Below are 18,995 nucleotides of genomic sequence, written 5' to 3'. Positions count from 1 at the left end.
ATGACGATCCGCGAATTCAAGATGCCCGACGTGGGCGAGGGCCTCACCGAGGCCGAGATCCTCAAGTGGTACGTCCAGCCGGGTGACACCGTCACCGACGGCCAGGTCGTCTGCGAGGTCGAGACGGCGAAGGCGGCCGTGGAGCTGCCGATCCCCTTCGACGGGGTGGTGCACGCGCTGCTCTTCGAGGAGGGCGTCACGGTCGACGTCGGCCAGGTGATCATCTCCGTCGAGACCGGTGAGGCCGGTGGTGGCGCGAGTGCCGAGGCCACGGCGGCGGCTCCGGCCGCTTCGGTCGCACCGGTCGAGGCTGCCGAGGAGCCGGCCGCCGCGGCGCGCCAGCCCGTGCTGGTCGGCTACGGCGTGTCCCAGGCGTCCACCAAGCGCCGGCCGCGCAAGGCCCCGGCGGAGGCGGCGCCCAGCCGGAACGGTACGGCGGCCCCGACGGCCGTACCCGCGCAGCCCCAGGCCGCCGCCGCCCCGGCGGCGCCGAACGGCGCGGCCCGCGCACTGGCCAAGCCGCCGGTGCGCAAGCTCGCCAAGGACCTCGGCATCGACCTGGCCTCGGTGGTCCCCACCGGTCAGGGCGGGGTCGTGACCCGCGAGGACGTGCACGCGGCGGCCACCGCCGCGCTCACCGCGCAGCCCGCCGCCCCGCAGCAGGCTCCGGCCCCGGCGGCTCCGGTCGCGGCGCCCGCGCCCGTCGCCGTGCCCGTCGCGGCCGGGGCGTCGGCCCGGGAGACCCGTATCCCGGTCAAGGGGGTCCGTAAGGTCACGGCGCAGGCCATGGTCGGCTCGGCGTTCACCGCGCCGCACGTCACCGAGTTCATCACGCTCGACGTGACGCGCACGATGAAGCTCGTCCAGGAGCTGAAGGACGATCCGGACCTCGCCGGTCTGCGGATCAACCCGCTGCTGCTGATCGCCAAGGCGGTCCTGGTCGCCATCCGCCGCAACCCGGACGTCAACGCGTCCTGGGACGAGGCGGCCCAGGAGATCGTGCTCAAGCACTACGTCAACCTGGGCATCGCGGCGGCCACTCCCCGCGGGCTGATCGTGCCGAACATCAAGGACGCGCACACCAAGACCCTCGGCGAGCTGTCGACGGCCCTGTCCGAGCTGGTCGCCACGGCCCGCGACGGCAAGACCTCCCCGGCCGACATGCAGAACGGCACGATCACCATCACCAACGTCGGCGTCTTCGGCGTCGACACCGGTACGCCCATCCTGAACCCCGGCGAGTCCGCGATCCTCGCGGTCGGCGCGATCAAGCTCCAGCCGTGGGTCCACAAGGGCAAGGTGAAGCCGCGCCAGGTCACCACGTTGGCGCTGTCGTTCGACCACCGTCTGATCGACGGCGAGCTGGGCTCGAAGTTCCTGGCGGACATCGCGGCCGTCCTGGAACACCCGCGCCGGCTGGTCACCTGGTGCTGACCTGAGGGTCACCGGGTAGTCGACGGACACGAGGGCCGGTTCCCCGCGCGCAAGTGTGGGGGGCCGGCCCTCGTGCGTCCGAGCCGACTGCCAAAACCCCTGGTCGGGGGCCGGGTCCCGGTGTGATCATCGGCCCATGCGCTTTCGACCCGCCACCGCGGACCCCGCCGACCTCGACCGCGCCGCCGCCTACCCGGCGGACGGCCCCGTCCCTCCCGTCGCCGCCCTGACCGCCGACCGCTTCCGCGAGGAGCTCGCCGGCAACCGATTCCGTCCCGAGTGGACCTGGTTCGCCGAGGACGAGGACGGGCGGGTCGTCGCCCGCGCCCTGTGGTGGGGTCGGGCCGACAGCGAGCGGCCCGTCGCCCTCGACTGCCTCCAGGTCCGCGCGGACGTCGCCGACCCGACCGGCGTCGCCGCCGGGCTGCTGGCGGCCGGGCACGAGGCCTTCGGCACGCACCCGGGCTACAACGTCTCCCTGCCCCGCGACTGGCGGAGCGACCCGGCCGTGGTCGAGGCGGTGGCGTGGCGGCGCGAGGCAGCGTCCAGGGCCGGTCTGACGCGCGAGATCGAGCGCCTGCGCTACGAGTGGACACCGGCGGCCGGGACCGCCGAGCCGACCGGGAAGCTCGTCTTCCGCGAGGGCACCGACGAGGAGTTCCTCGACGCCTTCGTCCGGCTGTCGCGCGGCAGTCTCGACCTGGCCACGCGCCACGAACTCGCCACGATGAGCGAGGAGGAACTCGCCCGCGAGGACATGGCGTTCTACCGGGACTGCCCCGGTGAGCGCTCCTGGTGGCGCCTGGCCCACCTGCCCGACGGCACCCTCGCCGGCCTGGCGATCCCCTCCGCCACCCCCTACCACCGCAACGTCGGGTACCTGGGCGTCGTTCCCGAGCAGCGCGGACAGGGCCTGATCGACGAGGTGCTCGCCGAGATCACCCGTTTCCACGCCGGCGAGGGCGCCGAGCGCATCACCGCGACCACCGACACCGTCAACGTCCCGATGGCCGCCGCCTTCGACCGGGCCGGCTACGAGGTCACCGAGATCCGCCTCGTCCTGGAGCACCCGACCGGCGCCTGACGCGGTAGCCTCCGGCCCGGGAAGGGAGGCCGGGGTGCCCATCACCGAGCTACAGGTCCACTCCGTCGAGGAGGCCGACGTACGGGGCGGGGTGTGCGTCGTGCGGTGCCTCGGCGGCGTCGCCCACGCCGGTCAGGTGTACGCCGCCGGGGAGTCCCGGCTCGCGCTGCGGCAGGTGGAGGCCTACGGGCGGCCGGTGGAGTTCATCGGCGGCGGCCACACGGCGCGCGTCCACCTCAGCGGGCCCATGGCCGCCCTGCTGACCCCGGGCCAGGTGCTGACCTCGGTACCGGCCGCGGCGCACACGCTGGGCGAGCTGGAGGCCTGGTTGGCGGCGGGGCCGCCGCTGCGCGACGAGCCCCGGCCGCAGGCCCTGCGGGTCCTGGCGGTGGCCCGGATGCAGGACGACCGGCTGCCGCGCGAGGTCCGCGTCCGCTGGGCGCGGGTGGCGCTCGCGGCGACGCGTCGACGGGCCGCGGCGGAGGGCGCGTCCGCCCTGGAAACGGGCCCCGACCTGGCCTTCGTACGCTGCTACCTGATCCGGGAGCTGGGTGCGGGGGCCGCCGGGGAGCCCGCCGCGCTGTGCGCCGAGCTGCTGGCGCTGCTGGACCTGACCCCGGCCGAGGCGGCGGAACGGGGCCGGATCTGGCGGGAGTTGCCGCCCGCCCGCATCCTGCACCTGCGGCGGCTCAAGGGCGTGGCCCGGTGGCTGGTGCCGCTGCGGCCCCTGCTGGCGGTCGACGACCCCCTGACGGAGGCCGTCGACGCCTGGCTGGCGGTACGGGCGCTGCTGCCCTGAGGGCGATCAGGCCTGGGCGGCGTTGCCGAGGACCTTGGTCGGGGTGATGCGCACGACGACGCGTACGGCCCCGTCGGAGGGGTCCTGGTACTCCTTGGCGGCCTCCGCGCCGACGTACTCCTCGGCGATGCGGCCGGCGACGGCGCGGCCGATGTCCTCGGTGAGGGTGGCGGTGCCGCGGATCTCGGCGTAGAGGTAGGGATTGGCCAGGTCGAAGACGGTCAGGCCGACGCGCGGCTCGCGGGCGATGTTGCGCGCCTTGCGGCGGTCGCGTTCGGTGGAGATGAGCAGCTCGTCGCCGTCACGGCTCACCCAGACCACCGAACTCTGTGGCCCACCGTCGGGGTTGAGGGTGGTGAGGACCGCGGGGTGGGGGGTGTCGAGGAGCTGTCGCACGGTGTCGTTCAGCACAATGGTCATGCGGCCGAGGGTAGTTCGGGTGGCCTTCGCGCATCGCGCCTTTCGAGCCGCCCCCGAGCACTAGGGAAAGTCAGGGGAAGTCGCTCATGTCCAGGGGATGTTGCGCCACGGGCTGCCCGGGTCGGTGGTCAGGGCCATGTGCGTGGCGAGGGCGCCGGTGTACCACTCCCCGAACGCCTCCTCGTCGAAGTGCAGGCACCGCCCCAGGGCGTACCCGGCGGAGAACTCCTCCCACGACCGGTACGTGCGCCGGGCGGCCTCCCCGGCGCGCAGCACACCGCGTTCCGCCTCCTCCAGCGTGCCGTAGCGGGCGCCTATGCCCCAGCGGGCCATCTGGGAGGCCCGCCCGTGGTCCCAGGACTCCACGGAACGCACCCAGCCGTCCTCGGGCAGCAGCCCGTCGGCCCGGAAGCGCTGCTCGTAGCGGTTGATGCGGCCGATGAGCCGCCGTACCCCGGCGATCTCGCCCTCGACCTCGGCGGTCGGGCGCGGCTGGGCGATCGTGACGCCGTCGGGGGTGAGCTGCGGTTCGGCGGAGAGTTCCGCGCTGCGGCGCAGGCCGGCCTCGGCGGCGTGCCGCCAGTGCTCGACGTCGACGGGCCCGGCGAAGTCGGAGGCCAGGACGCGGCGCACGCGCAGGGCGTACTCCCAGACGGGGCTGACGATGCGCGCGGTCAGCAGCTGCTCCAGGGTGTGGCGCCAGGTGGTGTGGTCGGTGATGTCCCAGCTGTCGAGGAGGCGGGCGCGCTGGCGGTGGTAGCCGTTGCCGTGGTAGGCGAGGGAGTTCCAGAACTCCCCGTTGGAGACGGCCAGATGGGCGCCGACGGCCAGTCCGTGCGCGACGGGGCCGTGGAGAGGGCCGCCGATGGACAGGGTGTGGACGGCGCCGGAGGGCAGCCCGTAGTCGGGGGCGGCGTCGAAGTGGGCCCGCCAGCGGGCCAGGTCGGCGGGGGTGGTCGTGAGGTAGGCCTCGCAGGGCGTGCCGGGGTTCACGGCGAGGTAGGCCGGGTCGGAGGGGGTCCACACCTTGGCGAACCAGCCCAGGCTCTGGGACTCGTAGACCGTCTCGGGGGTGGGGACGGGCAGGGTGCCGGCGGTGTGGACGACGAGGGCGTTGTGCGGGTTGCGGTAGAAGCGCACGCTGTCGGGCTCGGCGTCGGCGCGGGCGCGGGGCTGGGCGATGTAGAGCCGCGCCCGCGCGAGTGCGGCCAGGTACGCGGCCCAGTCCCCGCGGCACTTCGCCTCGTACAGCTCTCTCTCGATCGCGCTCGGCGCCGTCCAGCCATCCATACGGGGACCCTATCGGGCGGCCCCGACGCCCCATTCGGCCCATACCGTCTTGCCGACGGCCCGGTCCCGGACGCCCCACGCCCCCGGTTGCAACGCGCCGGGCTCAGGCACGGCCGGCAAGCCCACGTGCCGCTGTACGCCCGCACGGACCGCTTCCGCACTCGGGTGAAACCCCGCGAGCTCGTGCAAGTTCGGGGGGCCTGGGCTGCCCCGCCACCTACGCTCAGGTGGTCTTCCCGGACTTGGGCTTGGGCTGGAAGAGGTGCGACATGGATCGGCCACGGGGGGCGTCCCCCGACTACGGCGGGTACGCGTGGGAGTACGTGACCTACGCGCCCCCGGGCAGCAGGTGCTTCGTGTGTCGGCGCGAGGTGGGGGCGCTGGTGCCCGTGCGGCGGGGGAGCGCGGAGGGCGAGTCCGGGGCGCCCGTCGTCGTCTACCGGCATGCCGATCCGTGCCACGGGGAGGCGGGGGCGTGAGGCGTCTGCCGGAGTACATGACCCCGGAGGAGCGGCGCGAGCGCGCCTGGCGGTCGTTCCGGGCGCGGAACCCGGAGGGGCGGGGGAGCGTGCGGCCCGTGCGCGCGGACGATGATCCCGGCGAGGAGTCGGGAGACGACGACGGACGGCCGCCCTCTCCATGATCAAGATATAGCCGAGTGGGGGGCTTGCGGCAAGGGCCCGGGGGTGGCGCAGAATCAGCGCCTTACGTCGGGTTCTGCGGAAGTGAGCGGTGTTCATGCGGGTGTTGGTCGTGTCGTACGGGGCGCGCGGGAGCGTCGAGCCGATGGTGGGGCTCGCGGTGGCGTTGCGCGGGCTCGGCGCGGAGGTGCGGTTCTGCGCGCCGCCGGACGAGGAGTTCGCCGAGCTGTTGGCCGCCGTCGGCCTGCCGGTGGTGCCGATCGGGCGGCCGGTGCGGCCGATGGTGGCCTCGGTGACGCCGGGGTCCGCGGCGGGTCTGGCGGAACGTGCGGCGGAGTTGATCGCCGCCCAGTTCGGCACGGTCGCCGAGGCGGCCGAGGGGTGTGAGGCGCTGGTGGCGACCGGCCCGCTGCCGGTCACGGCCGGCGCGCGGTCGGTGGCCGAGAAGCTGGGCATCCCCTACGTGCACGTGGCCCACCAGCCCGTCAGCACGCCGTCGCCGCACCAGCCGCCGCCCGCGCGGCGGGGCCGGCCGCTGCCGCCGGGGATATCCGACAACCGCGAGCTGTGGGACGTGGACGCGCGCAACGCGAACGAGATGTTCGGCGCGGCCGTCAACGCCCACCGCGCCGCGATCGGCCTGCCCCCGCTGGACAACGTCCGTGATTACGCCTTCACCGACCGCCCGTGGCTGGCGACGGACCCGACCCTGAGCCCGTGGCCGTCGGCGGATGCCGACGTCGTGCAGACCGGCGCGTGGACGCGGCCGGACGTACGCCCGCTCCCGCAGGGGCTGGAGGCGTTCCTCGACGCCGGTACGCCGCCGGTGTACGTGGGCTTCGGCAGCACGCCGGCGAGCGTCCTGAAGGACGTCGCCCGGGTGGCCGTCGAGGCGGTCCGCGCGCAGGGGCGCCGGGTGGTCGTCGCCCGGGGGTGGGCGGAAGTGGACCTGATCGACGGCGGGGACGACGACTGCTTCGCCGTCGGCGAGGTCAACCAGCAGGCACTGTTCCCCCGTATGGCTGCCGTCGTGCACCACGGCAGCGCGGGCACGACGACGACCGCCGCCCGTGCGGGCGCGCCGCAGGTGGTCGTACCGCAGGGCGCGGACCAGCCGTACTGGGCCGAACGCGTGGTCGACTTGGGCATCGGCGCCGCCCACGAGGGGGCCGCGCCGACCGTCGCGTCCCTGTCCGCAGCGCTGAAGGTGGCGCTGGCGCCCGAGACCCGCGAGCGGGCGAGCGCGGTTGCCGCCGCCGTCCGCACCGACGGGGCGGAGGTCGCCGCGCGGCTGGTGCTGGAGGCGATCGGCCGGGAGGAGCCGCCCGCCTCGGCGTGAACCGTCTCTCGGAGCGGGTCGTCGTACTGGAACGCACGCGCGGGCGGCTCGCCGACCGGGGGCTCGGGCCGTGCGAGCACGACGACCGGGCGGCGGAGCCGGCCGCCGCCGGGGCGCTGCCCGACGGGATCCCCACGCACCCGCCGGCCCGGCCCCGGTGGGTGGTGCGGGATCCGGGGATCCGGCGGTACGGGATCCGGCGGTACGGGCGCCGGGCGCCGGGCGGCGGCCTGCGGCCTGGCGGCGCCGGTGGATCGGGTCCGGGCAGGGCCCTCCGTCGCGCCGGCGGCCTCGTCCTACGGCCCCCGCGGTCCCCGGGCCGTCAGGGCCGCCTCCAGGCGGGTGATGTCCTTGGCGTCCTTCGGGCGGCGGCGCAGGGTGGGGACCCAGGTCGGCATCATGCGTTTGATCTCGATCTGCGCCTCCGGGGAGACGACCGGGCATTCGAGCGCGCCCAGCTGCCCCCGCGTCGCCGGTTCGAGCATTCCCGCCGGCCACGGTGTGCCCGCCCAGGGGCCGCCCGCCACCACGATCCGGTCCGCCGCGTCCCGCGTGACGAACGCGAAGCTCAGCTCCTCGCCGTCGCGGGCGAGGTCGAGCTGCCGCTCGTCCGCGCGCAGGACGGCGTAGCCGAGGGGCACGAGCCGTTCGCGGAGCCGTGGGCCGTCCTCGGACCAGGCGAACCAGTCGACGTCCTCGTGCTCCCGGGTGATCTCGCCGAGCCAGAAGTCCATGGCCCAGCCGCCCCGCAGCCACACCTCGATGCCCAGCGCGCGCACCTGCTCGATCATCGCCAACTGTCGTGCGGCCCGCCCCGTTTCCATGCCGGCAGCGTACGACCCCCGTGTTCCCGTGCGACCGTACGGACGCCCTTGACGGGCTCCCGTGACGGGGAGACGCTCCCGTGGCGTACGACCGAGTGGGGGGCCGGGTATGCCGGAGGAGTCTGTCCAGACGGCGGGGGAACTGCGGGCGCGGCTCGCGCGGCAAGGGGCGAGGTGGTCGGTCAGCGAGCACCTGGCGGACGGGGATCCGTTGCCGAGGCCCTCGCTGGGCCTGGAGCCGGGGGTGAACCTGACGCCGGCCGCCGAGGCGGGCGTCGTCGACCTCAAGGCGCTGATCGGCCGCGACAGCGGCAACCCGCACCTGAACCGCCGCCGGGCCGCGCACGGACTGCTTCCCGAGGCACAGGAGACATCCGGACGGCCCATCGCCGTCGACTGGCGCAGTCGCTGGGGCCTGCCCTGGCTGACGAAGGTCAAGGACCAGAACCCCTGCGCCTCGTCCTGGGCGTTCGGCGCGGTCGGACTCGTGGAGTCGATGGCCCGGATCGAGCACGACGTGTGGGCGGTGCGTTCCGAGGGCGACGTCCACGACGGGCTCAGGTTCTCCTGCGGGCAGGGCGGCAACCCGGAGACGGCCCTCGACTGGATCGCCCGCAGCGGCGGCCTCGCCGACCCGGACTGCTGGCCGTACAGCACCCCGCCCGACGGCCTGCCCGCCGAGCGGCGCGACGCCTGGCGGGCGGAGTACACGCCGAGCTGGGACCGCTCCGGGCGGACGGTCCGCATCACCGACTACGTCCGACTCGGAGACGTGGAGCAGCAGAAGGTCTGGCTGGACACGGTGGGCCCGCTGACCGCCTGCTTCGACGTCTACGACGACTTCTTCGGCCTCGGCGCAGGCGTCTACCACCGCACCGGCGACGCCCTCGCGGGCGGTCACTGCGTCCTGGTCGTCGGCTACGACGACGCGGCCGGCTGCTGGCTGTTCAAGAACTCCTGGGGTACGGGCCACCACGTCGGCGGCTACGGCCGGATCGCCTACGGCGAGGTGAACATCGACTACTGGGCCAAGTGCGGCCTGCGCGGCACGAACATCGACCCCTGGAGCAAGCGCCGCCTGCACGCGGGCAACGTCTACGAGAGCGGCAACGGCCCCGCCCACCGCAACTTCGAGCTCGCGGCGACGGCCGGCGGCGGCCGACTGCGCCACTGGTGGCGCGAGGGCGACGCGCCCTACACCTGGACCCCCGGTGCCGCCTTCGCCGGTGACGCCTCCGGCCTGCCCGCCTTCACCGGCACCACCTACAACCGGAACATGGAGTCGCTGCACGTCACCACCGGCGGCCGGCTGCGCCACTGGTACTACGAGCAGGCCGTCGGCGTCTGGCGCGACGGCGGCGCCTTCGGGCCGGGGGACGCGGCCGTCGGCTCGACCCCCGCGTTCATCCAGAGCGACTACGGCAAGCCCGGCAACTTCGAGGTGGTGGTCCGCACAGCCGACGGCCGCCTGAGCCACTGGTGGCGGATCAACGGCGCCCCCTGGACCTGGAACGACGGCGGCCGTTTCGCCTCCGGCATCGCCCACTACGGCCCCGCCCTCATCCAGACCCGCGCCCGCCGGCTCGACCTGGTGGCCGCCCGTACGGACGGCCGGATGCAGCTGTGGTGGCGCGACGATCCGAACGGCTTCGCCTGGCACCCCGGCGAGGTCTTCGGCGCCGGGGTCACCTCCGCGCCGTGCATGATCGAGGGCCAGTACGGGGCGGCGGACGAGGACACCGCCGGGAACTACGAGCTGTGCGTGGCCGTGGAGGGCGGGCGCGTCGAGCACTGGTGGCGGGGGAACGCCGCCGGGGCGCCCTGGGCGCACGGTGCGACGTTCGGGCGGGACGTGCTCGCCGTCACCGGGATGCTCCAGGGCAGCTTCGGGTTCAACCTGGAAGTCGTCGTCCTGCGCACCGACCGCCTGCTCCAGCACTACTGGCGCGACGGCGCGGGCTGGCACGAGGGGCCGGTGATCGGCCCCGCCTGAGTGGGACGTGTGGACGGGTCACCGCCGGCCCGTGGCCGCCCTGGGCCTGAGCGCGAGGTGCTGTACGGATTCCAGCGGCCCCCGCGCGAAGCGGCGCAGCCACAGCCGGGCCGAGACGATCAGGACCAGGGAGACGGAGGCCCACAGCCCCATGACCCACCAGGGGCCGGTCCCGGCGAGCCGGTCGGCGAGGCCCAGGCCGACGCCGTAGCAGAGCAGCAGGCACAGCAGGTTCTGGCCGACGTAGGCGGACAGGGCGGTGCGGCCGACGGCGCCGAGGGAACGGGCGCCGGGGAGGCGGAAGCGATCGAGGGCCAGGCCGATCAGGCCGATGTAGCCGACGGCGACCAGCGGGGCGATGACGTAGCGGCCCAGCAGGAAGAAGTCGTCCCCGCCGAGGGAGGCGGCCACCCCGAGCGGCAGCCCGAGGCCGAGCCCCCAGGCGGCCATGCGGGCCCGGATGCGGCGGCCGGCCGCCGTGGGGGCGAAGGCGCCGGCGCGGTGCAGGCGGACGCCGAGCAGGAAGAGGAAGACGAGCAGGCCGAAGGAGAAGAGGGGCTCGATGCGCAGGGCGAGCGCGTTGTCGAGGCGGAAGCGGATCTGGTCGCCCCAGCTGCCGTGCGCGTACAGGGCGACGGCGTCGGGGTCGGGGGCGGTGCGCCCGGTGTCGGGCTCGGCCAGGCTGCCGAGGGTGACCAGGCCGATCAGCGTCAGGTGCAGGCCGGCGGCGCTCCACAGGGCGACGCGCCGCACCCGCTCGGAGCGGGCGAGCAGCCAGGCGACGAGGAGCGCGGTGACGGCGTACCCCATGAGCACGTCCCAGGCGAAGATCAGGACGAAGTGGAGCGTCCCCTCCAGGAAGAGGAAGGCCGCCCGGCGCGGGTAGCGGCCGGGCCAGGGCTCGCCCCGGCGCTTGGCGGAGTCGTACTGGATGGCGAGGCCGACGCCGAACAGGATCGTCAGCAGCGAGAGGAACTTGCCGTCGGCGAGGAAGCGGAAGACGGCCTCGACGAGGGTGGCGGGCCGGGGGTCGGCGAGCGGATCGGGCAGGTTCAGGCCGCCTTGGAGCACGGCCCACTCGGAGCCGGGCGAGGCGAAGATCCACACGTTGGTCATGAGCGTGCCGAGGATGGCGGCGCCGCGCAGGACGTCGAGGAGGGGGATCCGGGAGGTGGCGGTCGCGGGGCTCTCGGGGGCGACGGCGCGGGCGTCGGGCAGGGCGTTGTGGGCCATGCTTCCAGCGTCCGGGCGGGCGGGGCCCCGTACGTCCTGCGGGTGGAGGAAAGCGGCGTACACCCTTCGATGCAGCGGCCGGCGCGGCGGGTCCACATCGCGGACGGGCCCCGCCTTGCACCCTTCTTGTATCTATGCTGTGCGCATGCCATCCTCCGTCCCGGCCCCAGCGCCCCCGGCGCCGCCCGCCGCCGGTCCCGCCTCCCCCGCCCCCACCGCCGCCGAGCGCGTCTATCGGCACGTCAAGGAAGGCGTACTGGACCGCCACTACGAGGGCGGGACGCTGCTCACCGAGGGCGGGTTGGCGGACGCCGTCGGGGTCTCGCGCACTCCCGTGCGCGAGGCGCTGCTGCGGCTGGAGACCGAGGGGCTGCTCAAGCTGTACCCGAAGAAGGGCGCGCTGGTGCTGCCGGTCTCCGCGCAGGAGATCGCCGATGTGATCGAAACCCGGCTGTTGGTCGAGGAGTTCACGGTGCTGCGGGCGGTGCCCGCCCCGCCGGCGCTGCTGGAGCGGCTGGAGGAGCTGCTCGCGCGCCAGCGCCGGCACGCCGCCGAGGGCGATCTGGCGGCGATGACGGCCGCCGACCGGGGGTTCCACGCCGAGATCGTGCGCAACGCCGGCAACCAGATCCTGTGCCGGCTCTACGACCAACTCCGCGACCGCCAGCTGCGGATGGGCGTGGCGCTGCTGCACGCGCACCCCGAGCGGGTGGAACGGACGCTGGCCGAGCACGCCGAGATCCTGGCGGCCCTGCGCGCCGGCGACGCCGAGGCCGCGGCCGGGGCCGTACGCGGGCACGTGAGCCGGGTCGGGGAACTGGTGCGGGGTCCGGTCCGGTGACCGCGCCCACCGCACCCACCGGACCCTCCGCCGTGCCGGATCCGCCCGGTGGGCGGCGGGCCGTCGCCGTCTGGTCCATCGGCGTCGCCGTCTACTTCGTCGCCGTCATCTTCCGCACCAGCCTGGGCGTGGCCGGCCTGGACGCCGCCGACCGCTTCCAGGTCAACGCCTCCGCCCTGGCCACCTTCTCCCTGCTCCAACTCCTGGTCTACGCGGGCATGCAGATACCCGTCGGCCTGATGGTGGACCGGCTCGGCACCAAGAAGGTCCTGACCCTGGGCGCGGTCCTGTTCACCGCCGGGCAGCTCGGCTTCGCCCTGTCCCCGTCCTACGGGATGGCCCTGGCCGCCCGCGCCCTGCTGGGCTGCGGCGACGCGATGACCTTCATCTCCGTGCTCCGGCTCGGCACGCGCTGGTTCCCCGCCCGACGCGGTCCGGTGATGGCGCAGCTCGCCGGACTGGTCGGCATGGCGGGCAACCTGGTCTCCACGCTCGTCCTGGCGCCCGTCCTGCACGGCGTCGGCTGGGTGCCCGCCTTCGCGGGCAGCGCGGTGGCCGGGCTGGTGGTGCTCGTACCGCTGGTGCTGTTCCTGCGGGACCACCCCGAGGGGTACGGGCCGGCGCCCGCCGCCCGGGACGGAGGTGGGGACGGGGGTGGCTTCGTACGCCGTCAGATCGCGGACTCGTGGCGGGAGCCCGGCACGCGGCTCGGGCTGTGGGTGCACTTCACGACGCAGTTCCCGGCGATGGTGTTCCTGCTGCTGTGGGGGATGCCGTTCCTCGTCGAGGCGCAGGGGCTGTCACGGAACACGGCGGGCGCACTGTTGACCCTGGTCGTGGCCTCGAACATGGGGTTCGGGCTGCTCTACGGGCAGATCGTGGGCCGCCGCCAGTCCTCGCGGATCCCGCTCGCGCTGGGCACGGTGGGGCTGACCGCCGTCCTGTGGGGGGCCGTCCTCGTGTCCCCGGGGGACCGCGCGCCGATGTGGCTGCTGATCACGCTGTGCGTGGTGCTCGGCACCTGCGGGCCCGCCTCGATGATCGGCTTCGACTTCGCGCGGCCCGCGAACCCGCCCGAACGTCAGGGCACCGCCTCCGGAATCACCAACATGGGCGGTTTCATCGCCTCCATGACGACCCTGCTGGTGGTGGGCGTCCTGCTCGACGCCACCGACGAGAACTACCGGATCGCCTTCTCGTCGGTCTTCGTCCTGGAGGCCGTCGGCGTGGCGAGCATCCTGCGGCTGCGCGGCCGGGCCCTGGCCCGCGAACGCGACCGCGACCGCGCCGCGCCCCGCGCGCGGCAGGCGCCCGTCCCGCATCAGCAGGAAGGCGACCCCGCCGCGCCGACCCCCGCCCGACCGGCCGGGGTCTGACGGGGGCGGGCCGTGGGCGTCCGCTACGGAGTCACCGTTTCACGGAGTCACCGCGAAGTTCGCCAACAGGGCCTCCGCCAGCTCCGGATCGCCCTCCACCTTCAGCCGGTCGCCGGCCACCGACCGCGCCCGGACCCGGCCCGCCGCGAGGCGTACGTACGTCTCCCAGTCCATCGTCAGCGTCACCGCCGGGCCCAGCGAGGGGGTCTGCTCCAGCGTGGCGTGGCCGGTCGCATCCACCCGCACCGTCCGCAGGAACTCCAGCGGCCCGTGCACGTCCAGCACGACCGCCGAGTTCGGCGGCGCGCCCGCGCCCTTCGCGACCACCTTCGGCAGCCCGGCCAGCATGAGGTCCCGCGCCACGTACGCGCCCGGCGAGTCCCAGTTCCCGGGGACGCCCAGCGCCGCCCGCAGGTCCTGCTCGTGGATCCACACGTCGAAGGCCCGCAGCCGCGTCGCGAGTTCCAACGTCACCTGGTCGCCCAGCGGACCGCGCACCAGCGTGGACGGGTCTCGCTTCTCGTTCCGCAGTTGGCGCGCCCGCCGGATGACGGTGTACTCCAGCTCCGAGGTCATCTCCGGCGCGGTGTGGTGGCGCCGGACGTCAACCTGGACTTCCATGTACCGGGTGAACTCGTCCACCACGTGCCGCAGGTCGCGCGGCAGCGTGTGGATCGGACGCGGATCCCCGAGTTGCTCGCATTCGAGGCCGATGATGTGCGACACGATGTCCCGGACGGACCACCCGGGACACGGTGTGGGCAGGTTCCACTGGCCCTCGGTGAGGGGGAGGACCAGCTCGGATATCGCCTCGATCGAATGCGTCCACGCGTCGGCATAGGGCTCAAGGCTGGGATGGACGGTCAACGGGACCCCTCGCGTGCTGTTCAGTGGCGCGTTGTGGACTATGCCCAAAACTACGCTGCCCAAGAGCACACCGGCAGTGCTTTCGTGTGACGATTCGTAGGCCCGAGTTGACGACTGACGAGCCAGGACGGTGGTAATGTGCGCGCCTCGCTGATCCAAATCGCGGTGAACGAAGGGGAGTCGGTGGCTTCCCGACGCTCCCGGGCCGCCGATCTCGTACGGGAACAGGCGCACTGCGACCTCGTCGTGCTGCCCGAGCTGTGGACCGTGGGCGCCTTCGCCTACGAGCAGTTCGAGACCGAGGCGGAACCGCTGGACGGCCCGACCTTCGAGGCCATGTCCAAGGCCGCTCAGGACGCGGGCGTCTGGCTGCACGCCGGTTCCCTGGTGGAGCGCGCGGGCGATGGCTCGCTCTACAACACCGCCCTCGTGCTGTCCCCCGCGGGCGAGCTGGCCGCGACGTACCGCAAGATCCACCGCTTCGGCTTCGACCAGGGCGAGGCCGTGCTGATGTCGGCCGGCGACTCCCTGACGACGGTGACCCTGCCGGAGCAGACCCTCGGCCTCGCCACCTGCTACGACCTGCGCTTCCCGGAGCTGTTCCGGGGGCTGGTCGACGCGGGCGCCACGACGATGGTGGTGGCCGCCGGCTGGCCGGCCCGCCGGCGGGCCCACTGGACCCTGCTGAACCGGGCGCGGGCCGTGGAGGACCAGTCGTACGTCCTCGCGTGCGCGCTCGCCGGTACGCACGCGGGCGTCGAGCAGTCGGGGCACAGCCTGGTCGTGGACCCGTGGGGCGAGGTGCTCGCGGAGGCCGGACCGGGCGAGGACGTCCTGACGGTGGAGCTGGATCCGGCGAAGGTGGCCGAGACCCGCGAGCAGTTCCCGGCCCTCAAGGACCGCGCCCTCGGCCTGCGCCCCCCGGGAGCCGCGCGCTGACACCGCCTGCGCGTGCGCCGGTTTGTCCCGATAGGTTGCCGTCATGGCCCTTCTCTACGTGACCGACCTGGCGTACCCGGCGCGCGGCCGCCGCTACTGCGACGAGGACATATTCCTCACCGCCCGGCTGCGCGAGCACTTCCCGCTCGCGCTCTGCCACCCGCTGGACGCGACGGCCCTCATGCCCGGCTTCGACGCCGTGATCGTCCGCAACAGCGGGCCGGTCCTGCACTACCAGCGGGCCTACGAGGAGTTCCGCGCGGCCGCGCGCGCCGCCGGGACCCCCGTCTACAACCCGCTCACCGGCCGGGGCGACATGGCCGGCAAGCAGTACCTGCTCGACCTGACGGCCGCCGGCCACCCCGTCATCCCGACCGTCGACGACCCCGCCGACGTGCACCTGCTGCCGAAGACGGCCGAGTACGCCGTCAAGCCGAAGCAGGGCGCCGACTCCATCGGCCTCACCTTCACCACCCGCCCCGAGGGCCCGGCGGGCGAGGTGCTCGTCCAGCCGCGGATCGACTTCGCGTACGAGGTGTCGTTCTACTTCGTGGACGACGCCTTCCAGTACGCCCTCTACGCCCCGGACCCGGCGCGCCGCTGGGAGCTCGTCCCTTACGAGCCGACAGACGCCGACCTGGCCTTCGCGCGCCGCTTCGTGGAGTGGAACACCCTCGACCACGGCATCCAGCGCGTGGACGCCTGCCGCGCCCCGTCGGGGGAGCTGCTGATGGTCGAGCTGGAGGACCTCAACCCGTACCTGTCTCTGGACGTGCTCCCGGACGCGGTCAGGGAGTCGTTCGTGACGTCTCTCGTCGGCTCGCTGCACTCGTTCCTGTCGCGGAAGTAGCCCTTCCCGAGGACCACGACCGCAGGAGCAGCCGCCGGCCGGGCAGCTCGACCCAGGTGTGCAGGGCCCAGGCGAGGGCCAGGGAGACGCAGAAGGCGGCCGCGAGCGCCAGGAGTCCGCCGCTCCACATCGGCAGCTTCGGGTGGCCGCCGAAGAGGCTCTCGCCGGTCCGGATCACCAGGATGTGGACCATGTAGAAGGCGAAGGACACCTCGCCGAGCTTGACGCTGATCCGCCCCCGCCAGGGCGACGGCTCCCCGCGCAGGTCGGCCCGGGCGGCGGCGGCGATGAGCGTCGCGAAGCCGACGATGGTGCACGCGGTGGTGCGGAACGCGTAGTCGGCCTGGTAGCTGAGGAAGTAACCGGCCATCGTCAGGGCGAGGGACGCGGTCAGCCCGGGTCCGCGCCAGCGGTCCGAGCGGACCAGCTCGGCGAGGGTGATGCCGAGGATGAACTCGGGGAGCCGGTACAGCGGGAAGAAGTAGTTCGCCCAGATCGCGCCGTCGGGGACGTCGGTCAGCTCCCACACGGTGGGGATCGCGACGATGACGGCGAGGGACAGCCCCGCGACGACGAGCGGCGCGTGCCGGCCGAGCCGGCGCAGCGGCAGGATCAGCAGCGGGAAGCCGACGTAGAAGAAGGCCTCGACGGCCAACGACCAGCTGACCGGGTTGAGCCCCTGGAAGTAGCGGACCTCCGGGATCCAGGACTGGACGAGCGAGAGGTTCGCCAGGAGCGGGCCCGCCGTCGGCTTCTCCCCGGCGCCGAGGAAGTACACCAGCGCGAGGGCCGCCAGGACGGTGGCCAGATGCAGCGGGTAGATCCGCGCGAGCCGGCGCCGCCAGAAGCGGACCATGCCCCACCCGGTGGGGGAGGTCGGCGTCGACCAGGCGAGGACGAACCCGGAGAGCACGAAGAAGAACGACACCCCGGTACTGCCCACCCCGAAGGCGAAGGTCACCAGGTCCTGCCCGCGCCCGCCGAAGTACTCCACGACGTGCACGTGGTAGAAGAACACCATCAGCGCGGCAGTCCACCGCAGCCCGGTGAGCGACGGCAACGCCACGGGCCGGCCCTCCGCCCGCACCGCTGCTTTCAGCCCCTCGCGGCTTCCGGATATCACCAGGTTGCTAGACACGCCGCGCCACCTTACACGCGCCCCCGCTTCCGGTTCGGGTCGTGTGTGATCCGCCGTTCATACCCGGATGGCAAGCTTGAAGGATGAACGATGCTGCCCCGGCGCCCACCCCCGCGCCCGCGCCCCGCCGACGTGCCCGTGTCCGTGCTCCCGAGTTGGTCGGGAAGGGGGGATGGATCAATACCGGTGGCAAGGAGCTCACCCTCGCCGACCTGCGAGGACGCATCACGATCGTTGATTTTTGGACCTTCTGCTGCATCAACTGCCTGCACGTCCTCGACGAGCTGCGGGAGGTGGAGGAGAAGCACCGCGACACCGTCGTGATCATCGGGGTGCACTCGCCGAAGTTCGTGCACGAGGCGGACCACGCGGCCGTGGTCGACGCCGTCGAGCGGTACGAGGTGCACCACCCCGTGCTCGACGATCCCGAGCTCGTGACCTGGAAGCAGTACGCCGTGCGGGCCTGGCCGACGCTGGTGGTGATCGACCCCGAGGGGTACGTCGTCGCGCAGCACGCCGGTGAGGGGCACGCGCACGCCATCGCGCGCCTCGTGGAGGAGCTGGAGGCCGAGCACGAGGCCAAGGGGACGCTGCGGCGCGGTGACGGGCCGTACGTGGCGCCCGAGCCCGTCGCGACCGACCTGCGGTTCCCCGGGAAGGCGCTCGTGCTGCCGTCCGGGAACCTCCTGGTCTCCGACTCGACGCGGCACCAGCTCGTGGAGCTGGCCCCGGACGGGGAGAGCGTCGTACGACGCATCGGCAGCGGCGAGCGCGGATTCGGGCCGGAGGCCTTCAGCGAGCCGCAGGGGCTCGCGCTGCTGCCCGACGGCCGGGTCGTGGTCGCCGACACCGTCAACCACGCGCTGCGCGTGTTCGACCCCGAGAGCGGGGCCGTCGAGACCGTCGCCGGGACCGGGCGGCAGTGGTGGCAGGGGTCCCCGACGTCCGGGCCCGCCCTGGAGGTGGACCTGTCCTCGCCGTGGGACGTCGCCTGGTGGCAGGGCCGGGTGTGGATCGCCATGGCCGGCGTCCACCAGCTGTGGACGTGGGACCCCGAGGCGGGGACGGTCCAGGTGGCCGCCGGGACGACCAACGAGGGGCTGGTCGACGGGCCCGCCGCCGAGGCCTGGTTCGCCCAGCCGTCCGGGCTCGCCGCCGCCGGTGACCGGCTGTGGATCGCCGACTCCGAGACCAGCGCCCTGCGGTATGTCGAAGCAGCGGAGGGCGGATACGTGATCCGCTCCGCCGTAGGCTCCGGGCTGTTCGACTTCGGGCACCGCGACGGCGACGCCGCGCAGGCGCTGCTCCAGCACCCGCTGGGCGTCACCGCCCTGCCGGACGGCTCGGTCGCGGTCTGCGACACGTACAACCACGCGCTGCGCCGCTACGACCCGGCCACCGGCCAGGTCTCGACCCTCGCCACCGATCTGCGCGAGCCGAGCGACGCCGTGCTGGTCGGCGAGGACATCGTCGTGGTCGAGTCCGCCCGCCACCGGCTGACCCGGCTGCGGCTGCCCGAGGAGGCCGTACGGGTCGACGCGGTCGCCCACCGCACGCGGCGGGCCGCCACCGAGGTCGCCCCCGGCACGCTCCGCCTCGACGTGGTGTTCCAGGCGCCCGCCGGACAGAAGCTGGACACCCGCTACGGGCCGTCCACGCGCCTGCTGGTCTCCTCGACCCCGCCGGAGCTGCTGGCGGGCGGGGAGGGCGCCGGGACGGACCTGTTCCGGGACCTGGTGTTGAACCCGGACCTGAGCGAGGGCGTCCTGCACGTGTCGGCGATGGCCGCCTCCTGCGACGACGACCCGGCGAACGAGTACCCGGCCTGTCACGTCCACCAGCAGGACTGGGGCGTCCCGGTCGTCGTCACCGCCGACGGCGCGGCCCGCCTCCCCCTCGTCCTCGCCGGGATGGACGAGTAGGAAGG

Annotated in this window: 16 protein-coding genes; 10 read left to right on the top strand and 6 right to left on the bottom strand. The window is 73.8% G+C overall.

The genetic code is table 11. From position 1 onward, the window contains the following. The 3 genes from M4D82_RS16585 (at nucleotide 1) to M4D82_RS16575 (ending at nucleotide 3,317) form a co-directional block, all read left to right on the top strand. Nucleotides 1–1,434: a dihydrolipoamide acetyltransferase family protein gene (locus M4D82_RS16585; RefSeq protein ID WP_249766798.1), complete on the top strand. Its 1,434-nt coding sequence runs from the start codon at nucleotides 1–3 to the stop codon at nucleotides 1,432–1,434. Nucleotides 1,435–1,570: 136 nt separating this feature from the next. Further along, complete coding sequence (locus M4D82_RS16580; RefSeq protein WP_249766797.1) at nucleotides 1,571–2,518, top strand: GNAT family N-acetyltransferase; 948 nt, start codon at nucleotides 1,571–1,573, stop codon at nucleotides 2,516–2,518. A gap of 34 nt (nucleotides 2,519–2,552) precedes the next feature. Continuing rightward, nucleotides 2,553–3,317 carry a hypothetical protein gene (locus M4D82_RS16575; protein ID WP_249766796.1) on the top strand — a complete coding sequence of 255 codons (765 nt, stop codon included), beginning with the start codon at nucleotides 2,553–2,555 and terminating at the stop codon, nucleotides 3,315–3,317. 6 nt (nucleotides 3,318–3,323) lie between these two features. Here the strand turns inward: M4D82_RS16575 and M4D82_RS16570 are convergent, their stop codons facing one another. Next, complete coding sequence (locus M4D82_RS16570) at nucleotides 3,324–3,737, bottom strand: PPOX class F420-dependent oxidoreductase (RefSeq protein WP_249766795.1); 414 nt, start codon at nucleotides 3,735–3,737, stop codon at nucleotides 3,324–3,326. Nucleotides 3,738–3,821: 84 nt separating this feature from the next. Then, nucleotides 3,822–5,027, bottom strand: a complete 1,206-nt coding sequence (locus M4D82_RS16565; protein WP_249766794.1) for a DUF1266 domain-containing protein — start codon at nucleotides 5,025–5,027, stop codon at nucleotides 3,822–3,824. A 738-nt stretch (nucleotides 5,028–5,765) separates the two neighbouring features. On the opposite strand from M4D82_RS16565, the gene M4D82_RS16560 reads away from it, so the two are divergent. Next, nucleotides 5,766–7,007: a glycosyltransferase gene (locus M4D82_RS16560; RefSeq protein ID WP_249766793.1), complete on the top strand. Its 1,242-nt coding sequence runs from the start codon at nucleotides 5,766–5,768 to the stop codon at nucleotides 7,005–7,007. A gap of 296 nt (nucleotides 7,008–7,303) precedes the next feature. Here M4D82_RS16560 and M4D82_RS16555 read toward each other — a convergent pair whose 3' ends face one another. Then, nucleotides 7,304–7,831 (bottom strand): nucleotidyltransferase domain-containing protein, encoded by a 528-nt coding sequence (locus tag M4D82_RS16555; RefSeq protein WP_249766792.1) that lies wholly within the window; start codon nucleotides 7,829–7,831, stop codon nucleotides 7,304–7,306. 109 nt (nucleotides 7,832–7,940) lie between these two features. Between M4D82_RS16555 and M4D82_RS16550 the strand changes: the two genes are divergently transcribed. Further along, nucleotides 7,941–9,824: a C1 family peptidase gene (locus tag M4D82_RS16550; protein ID WP_249766791.1), complete on the top strand. Its 1,884-nt coding sequence runs from the start codon at nucleotides 7,941–7,943 to the stop codon at nucleotides 9,822–9,824. 18 nt (nucleotides 9,825–9,842) lie between these two features. On the opposite strand, the gene M4D82_RS16545 is transcribed toward M4D82_RS16550, so the two are convergent. Then, nucleotides 9,843–11,057 carry a DUF418 domain-containing protein gene (locus M4D82_RS16545; RefSeq protein WP_249766790.1) on the bottom strand — a complete coding sequence of 405 codons (1,215 nt, stop codon included), beginning with the start codon at nucleotides 11,055–11,057 and terminating at the stop codon, nucleotides 9,843–9,845. 145 nt (nucleotides 11,058–11,202) lie between these two features. Here M4D82_RS16545 and M4D82_RS16540 point away from each other — a divergent pair, with 145 nt between their 5' ends. Both M4D82_RS16540 and M4D82_RS16535 read left to right on the top strand, forming a co-directional pair. Then, nucleotides 11,203–11,898 (top strand): GntR family transcriptional regulator, encoded by a 696-nt coding sequence (locus M4D82_RS16540; protein ID WP_249766789.1) that lies wholly within the window; start codon nucleotides 11,203–11,205, stop codon nucleotides 11,896–11,898. Further along, nucleotides 11,895–13,274, top strand: a complete 1,380-nt coding sequence (locus tag M4D82_RS16535) for an MFS transporter (protein WP_249766788.1) — start codon at nucleotides 11,895–11,897, stop codon at nucleotides 13,272–13,274. The genes M4D82_RS16540 and M4D82_RS16535 overlap by 4 nt, the downstream gene beginning before the upstream one ends. A gap of 39 nt (nucleotides 13,275–13,313) precedes the next feature. Here the strand turns inward: M4D82_RS16535 and M4D82_RS16530 are convergent, their stop codons facing one another. Beyond that, complete coding sequence (locus M4D82_RS16530) at nucleotides 13,314–14,141, bottom strand: maleylpyruvate isomerase family mycothiol-dependent enzyme (protein WP_249766787.1); 828 nt, start codon at nucleotides 14,139–14,141, stop codon at nucleotides 13,314–13,316. 138 nt (nucleotides 14,142–14,279) lie between these two features. Here M4D82_RS16530 and M4D82_RS16525 point away from each other — a divergent pair, with 138 nt between their 5' ends. Beyond that, nucleotides 14,280–15,080 carry a carbon-nitrogen family hydrolase gene (locus M4D82_RS16525; protein ID WP_249766786.1) on the top strand — a complete coding sequence of 267 codons (801 nt, stop codon included), beginning with the start codon at nucleotides 14,280–14,282 and terminating at the stop codon, nucleotides 15,078–15,080. Nucleotides 15,081–15,123: 43 nt separating this feature from the next. Continuing rightward, entirely contained in the window at nucleotides 15,124–15,930 is an 807-nt protein-coding gene (locus tag M4D82_RS16520) for an ATP-grasp domain-containing protein (RefSeq protein ID WP_249766785.1), read from the top strand. Here the strand turns inward: M4D82_RS16520 and M4D82_RS16515 are convergent. Further along, nucleotides 15,869–17,068 carry an acyltransferase family protein gene (locus M4D82_RS16515; RefSeq protein ID WP_249766784.1) on the bottom strand — a complete coding sequence of 400 codons (1,200 nt, stop codon included), beginning with the start codon at nucleotides 17,066–17,068 and terminating at the stop codon, nucleotides 15,869–15,871. The genes M4D82_RS16520 and M4D82_RS16515 overlap by 62 nt on opposite strands. Before the next feature lie 83 nt (nucleotides 17,069–17,151). On the opposite strand from M4D82_RS16515, the gene M4D82_RS16510 reads away from it, so the two are divergent. Beyond that, nucleotides 17,152–18,990, top strand: coding sequence for an NHL domain-containing thioredoxin family protein (locus M4D82_RS16510; protein WP_249766783.1), 1,839 nt, complete (start codon nucleotides 17,152–17,154; stop codon nucleotides 18,988–18,990). The last annotated feature ends 5 nt before the right edge of the window (nucleotides 18,991–18,995 follow it).

The sequence above is a fragment of the Streptomyces sp. RerS4 genome, assembly GCF_023515955.1.
GTDB lineage: Bacteria > Actinomycetota > Actinomycetes > Streptomycetales > Streptomycetaceae > Streptomyces.
This window is presented reverse-complemented; position numbering and strand designations above follow the sequence as displayed.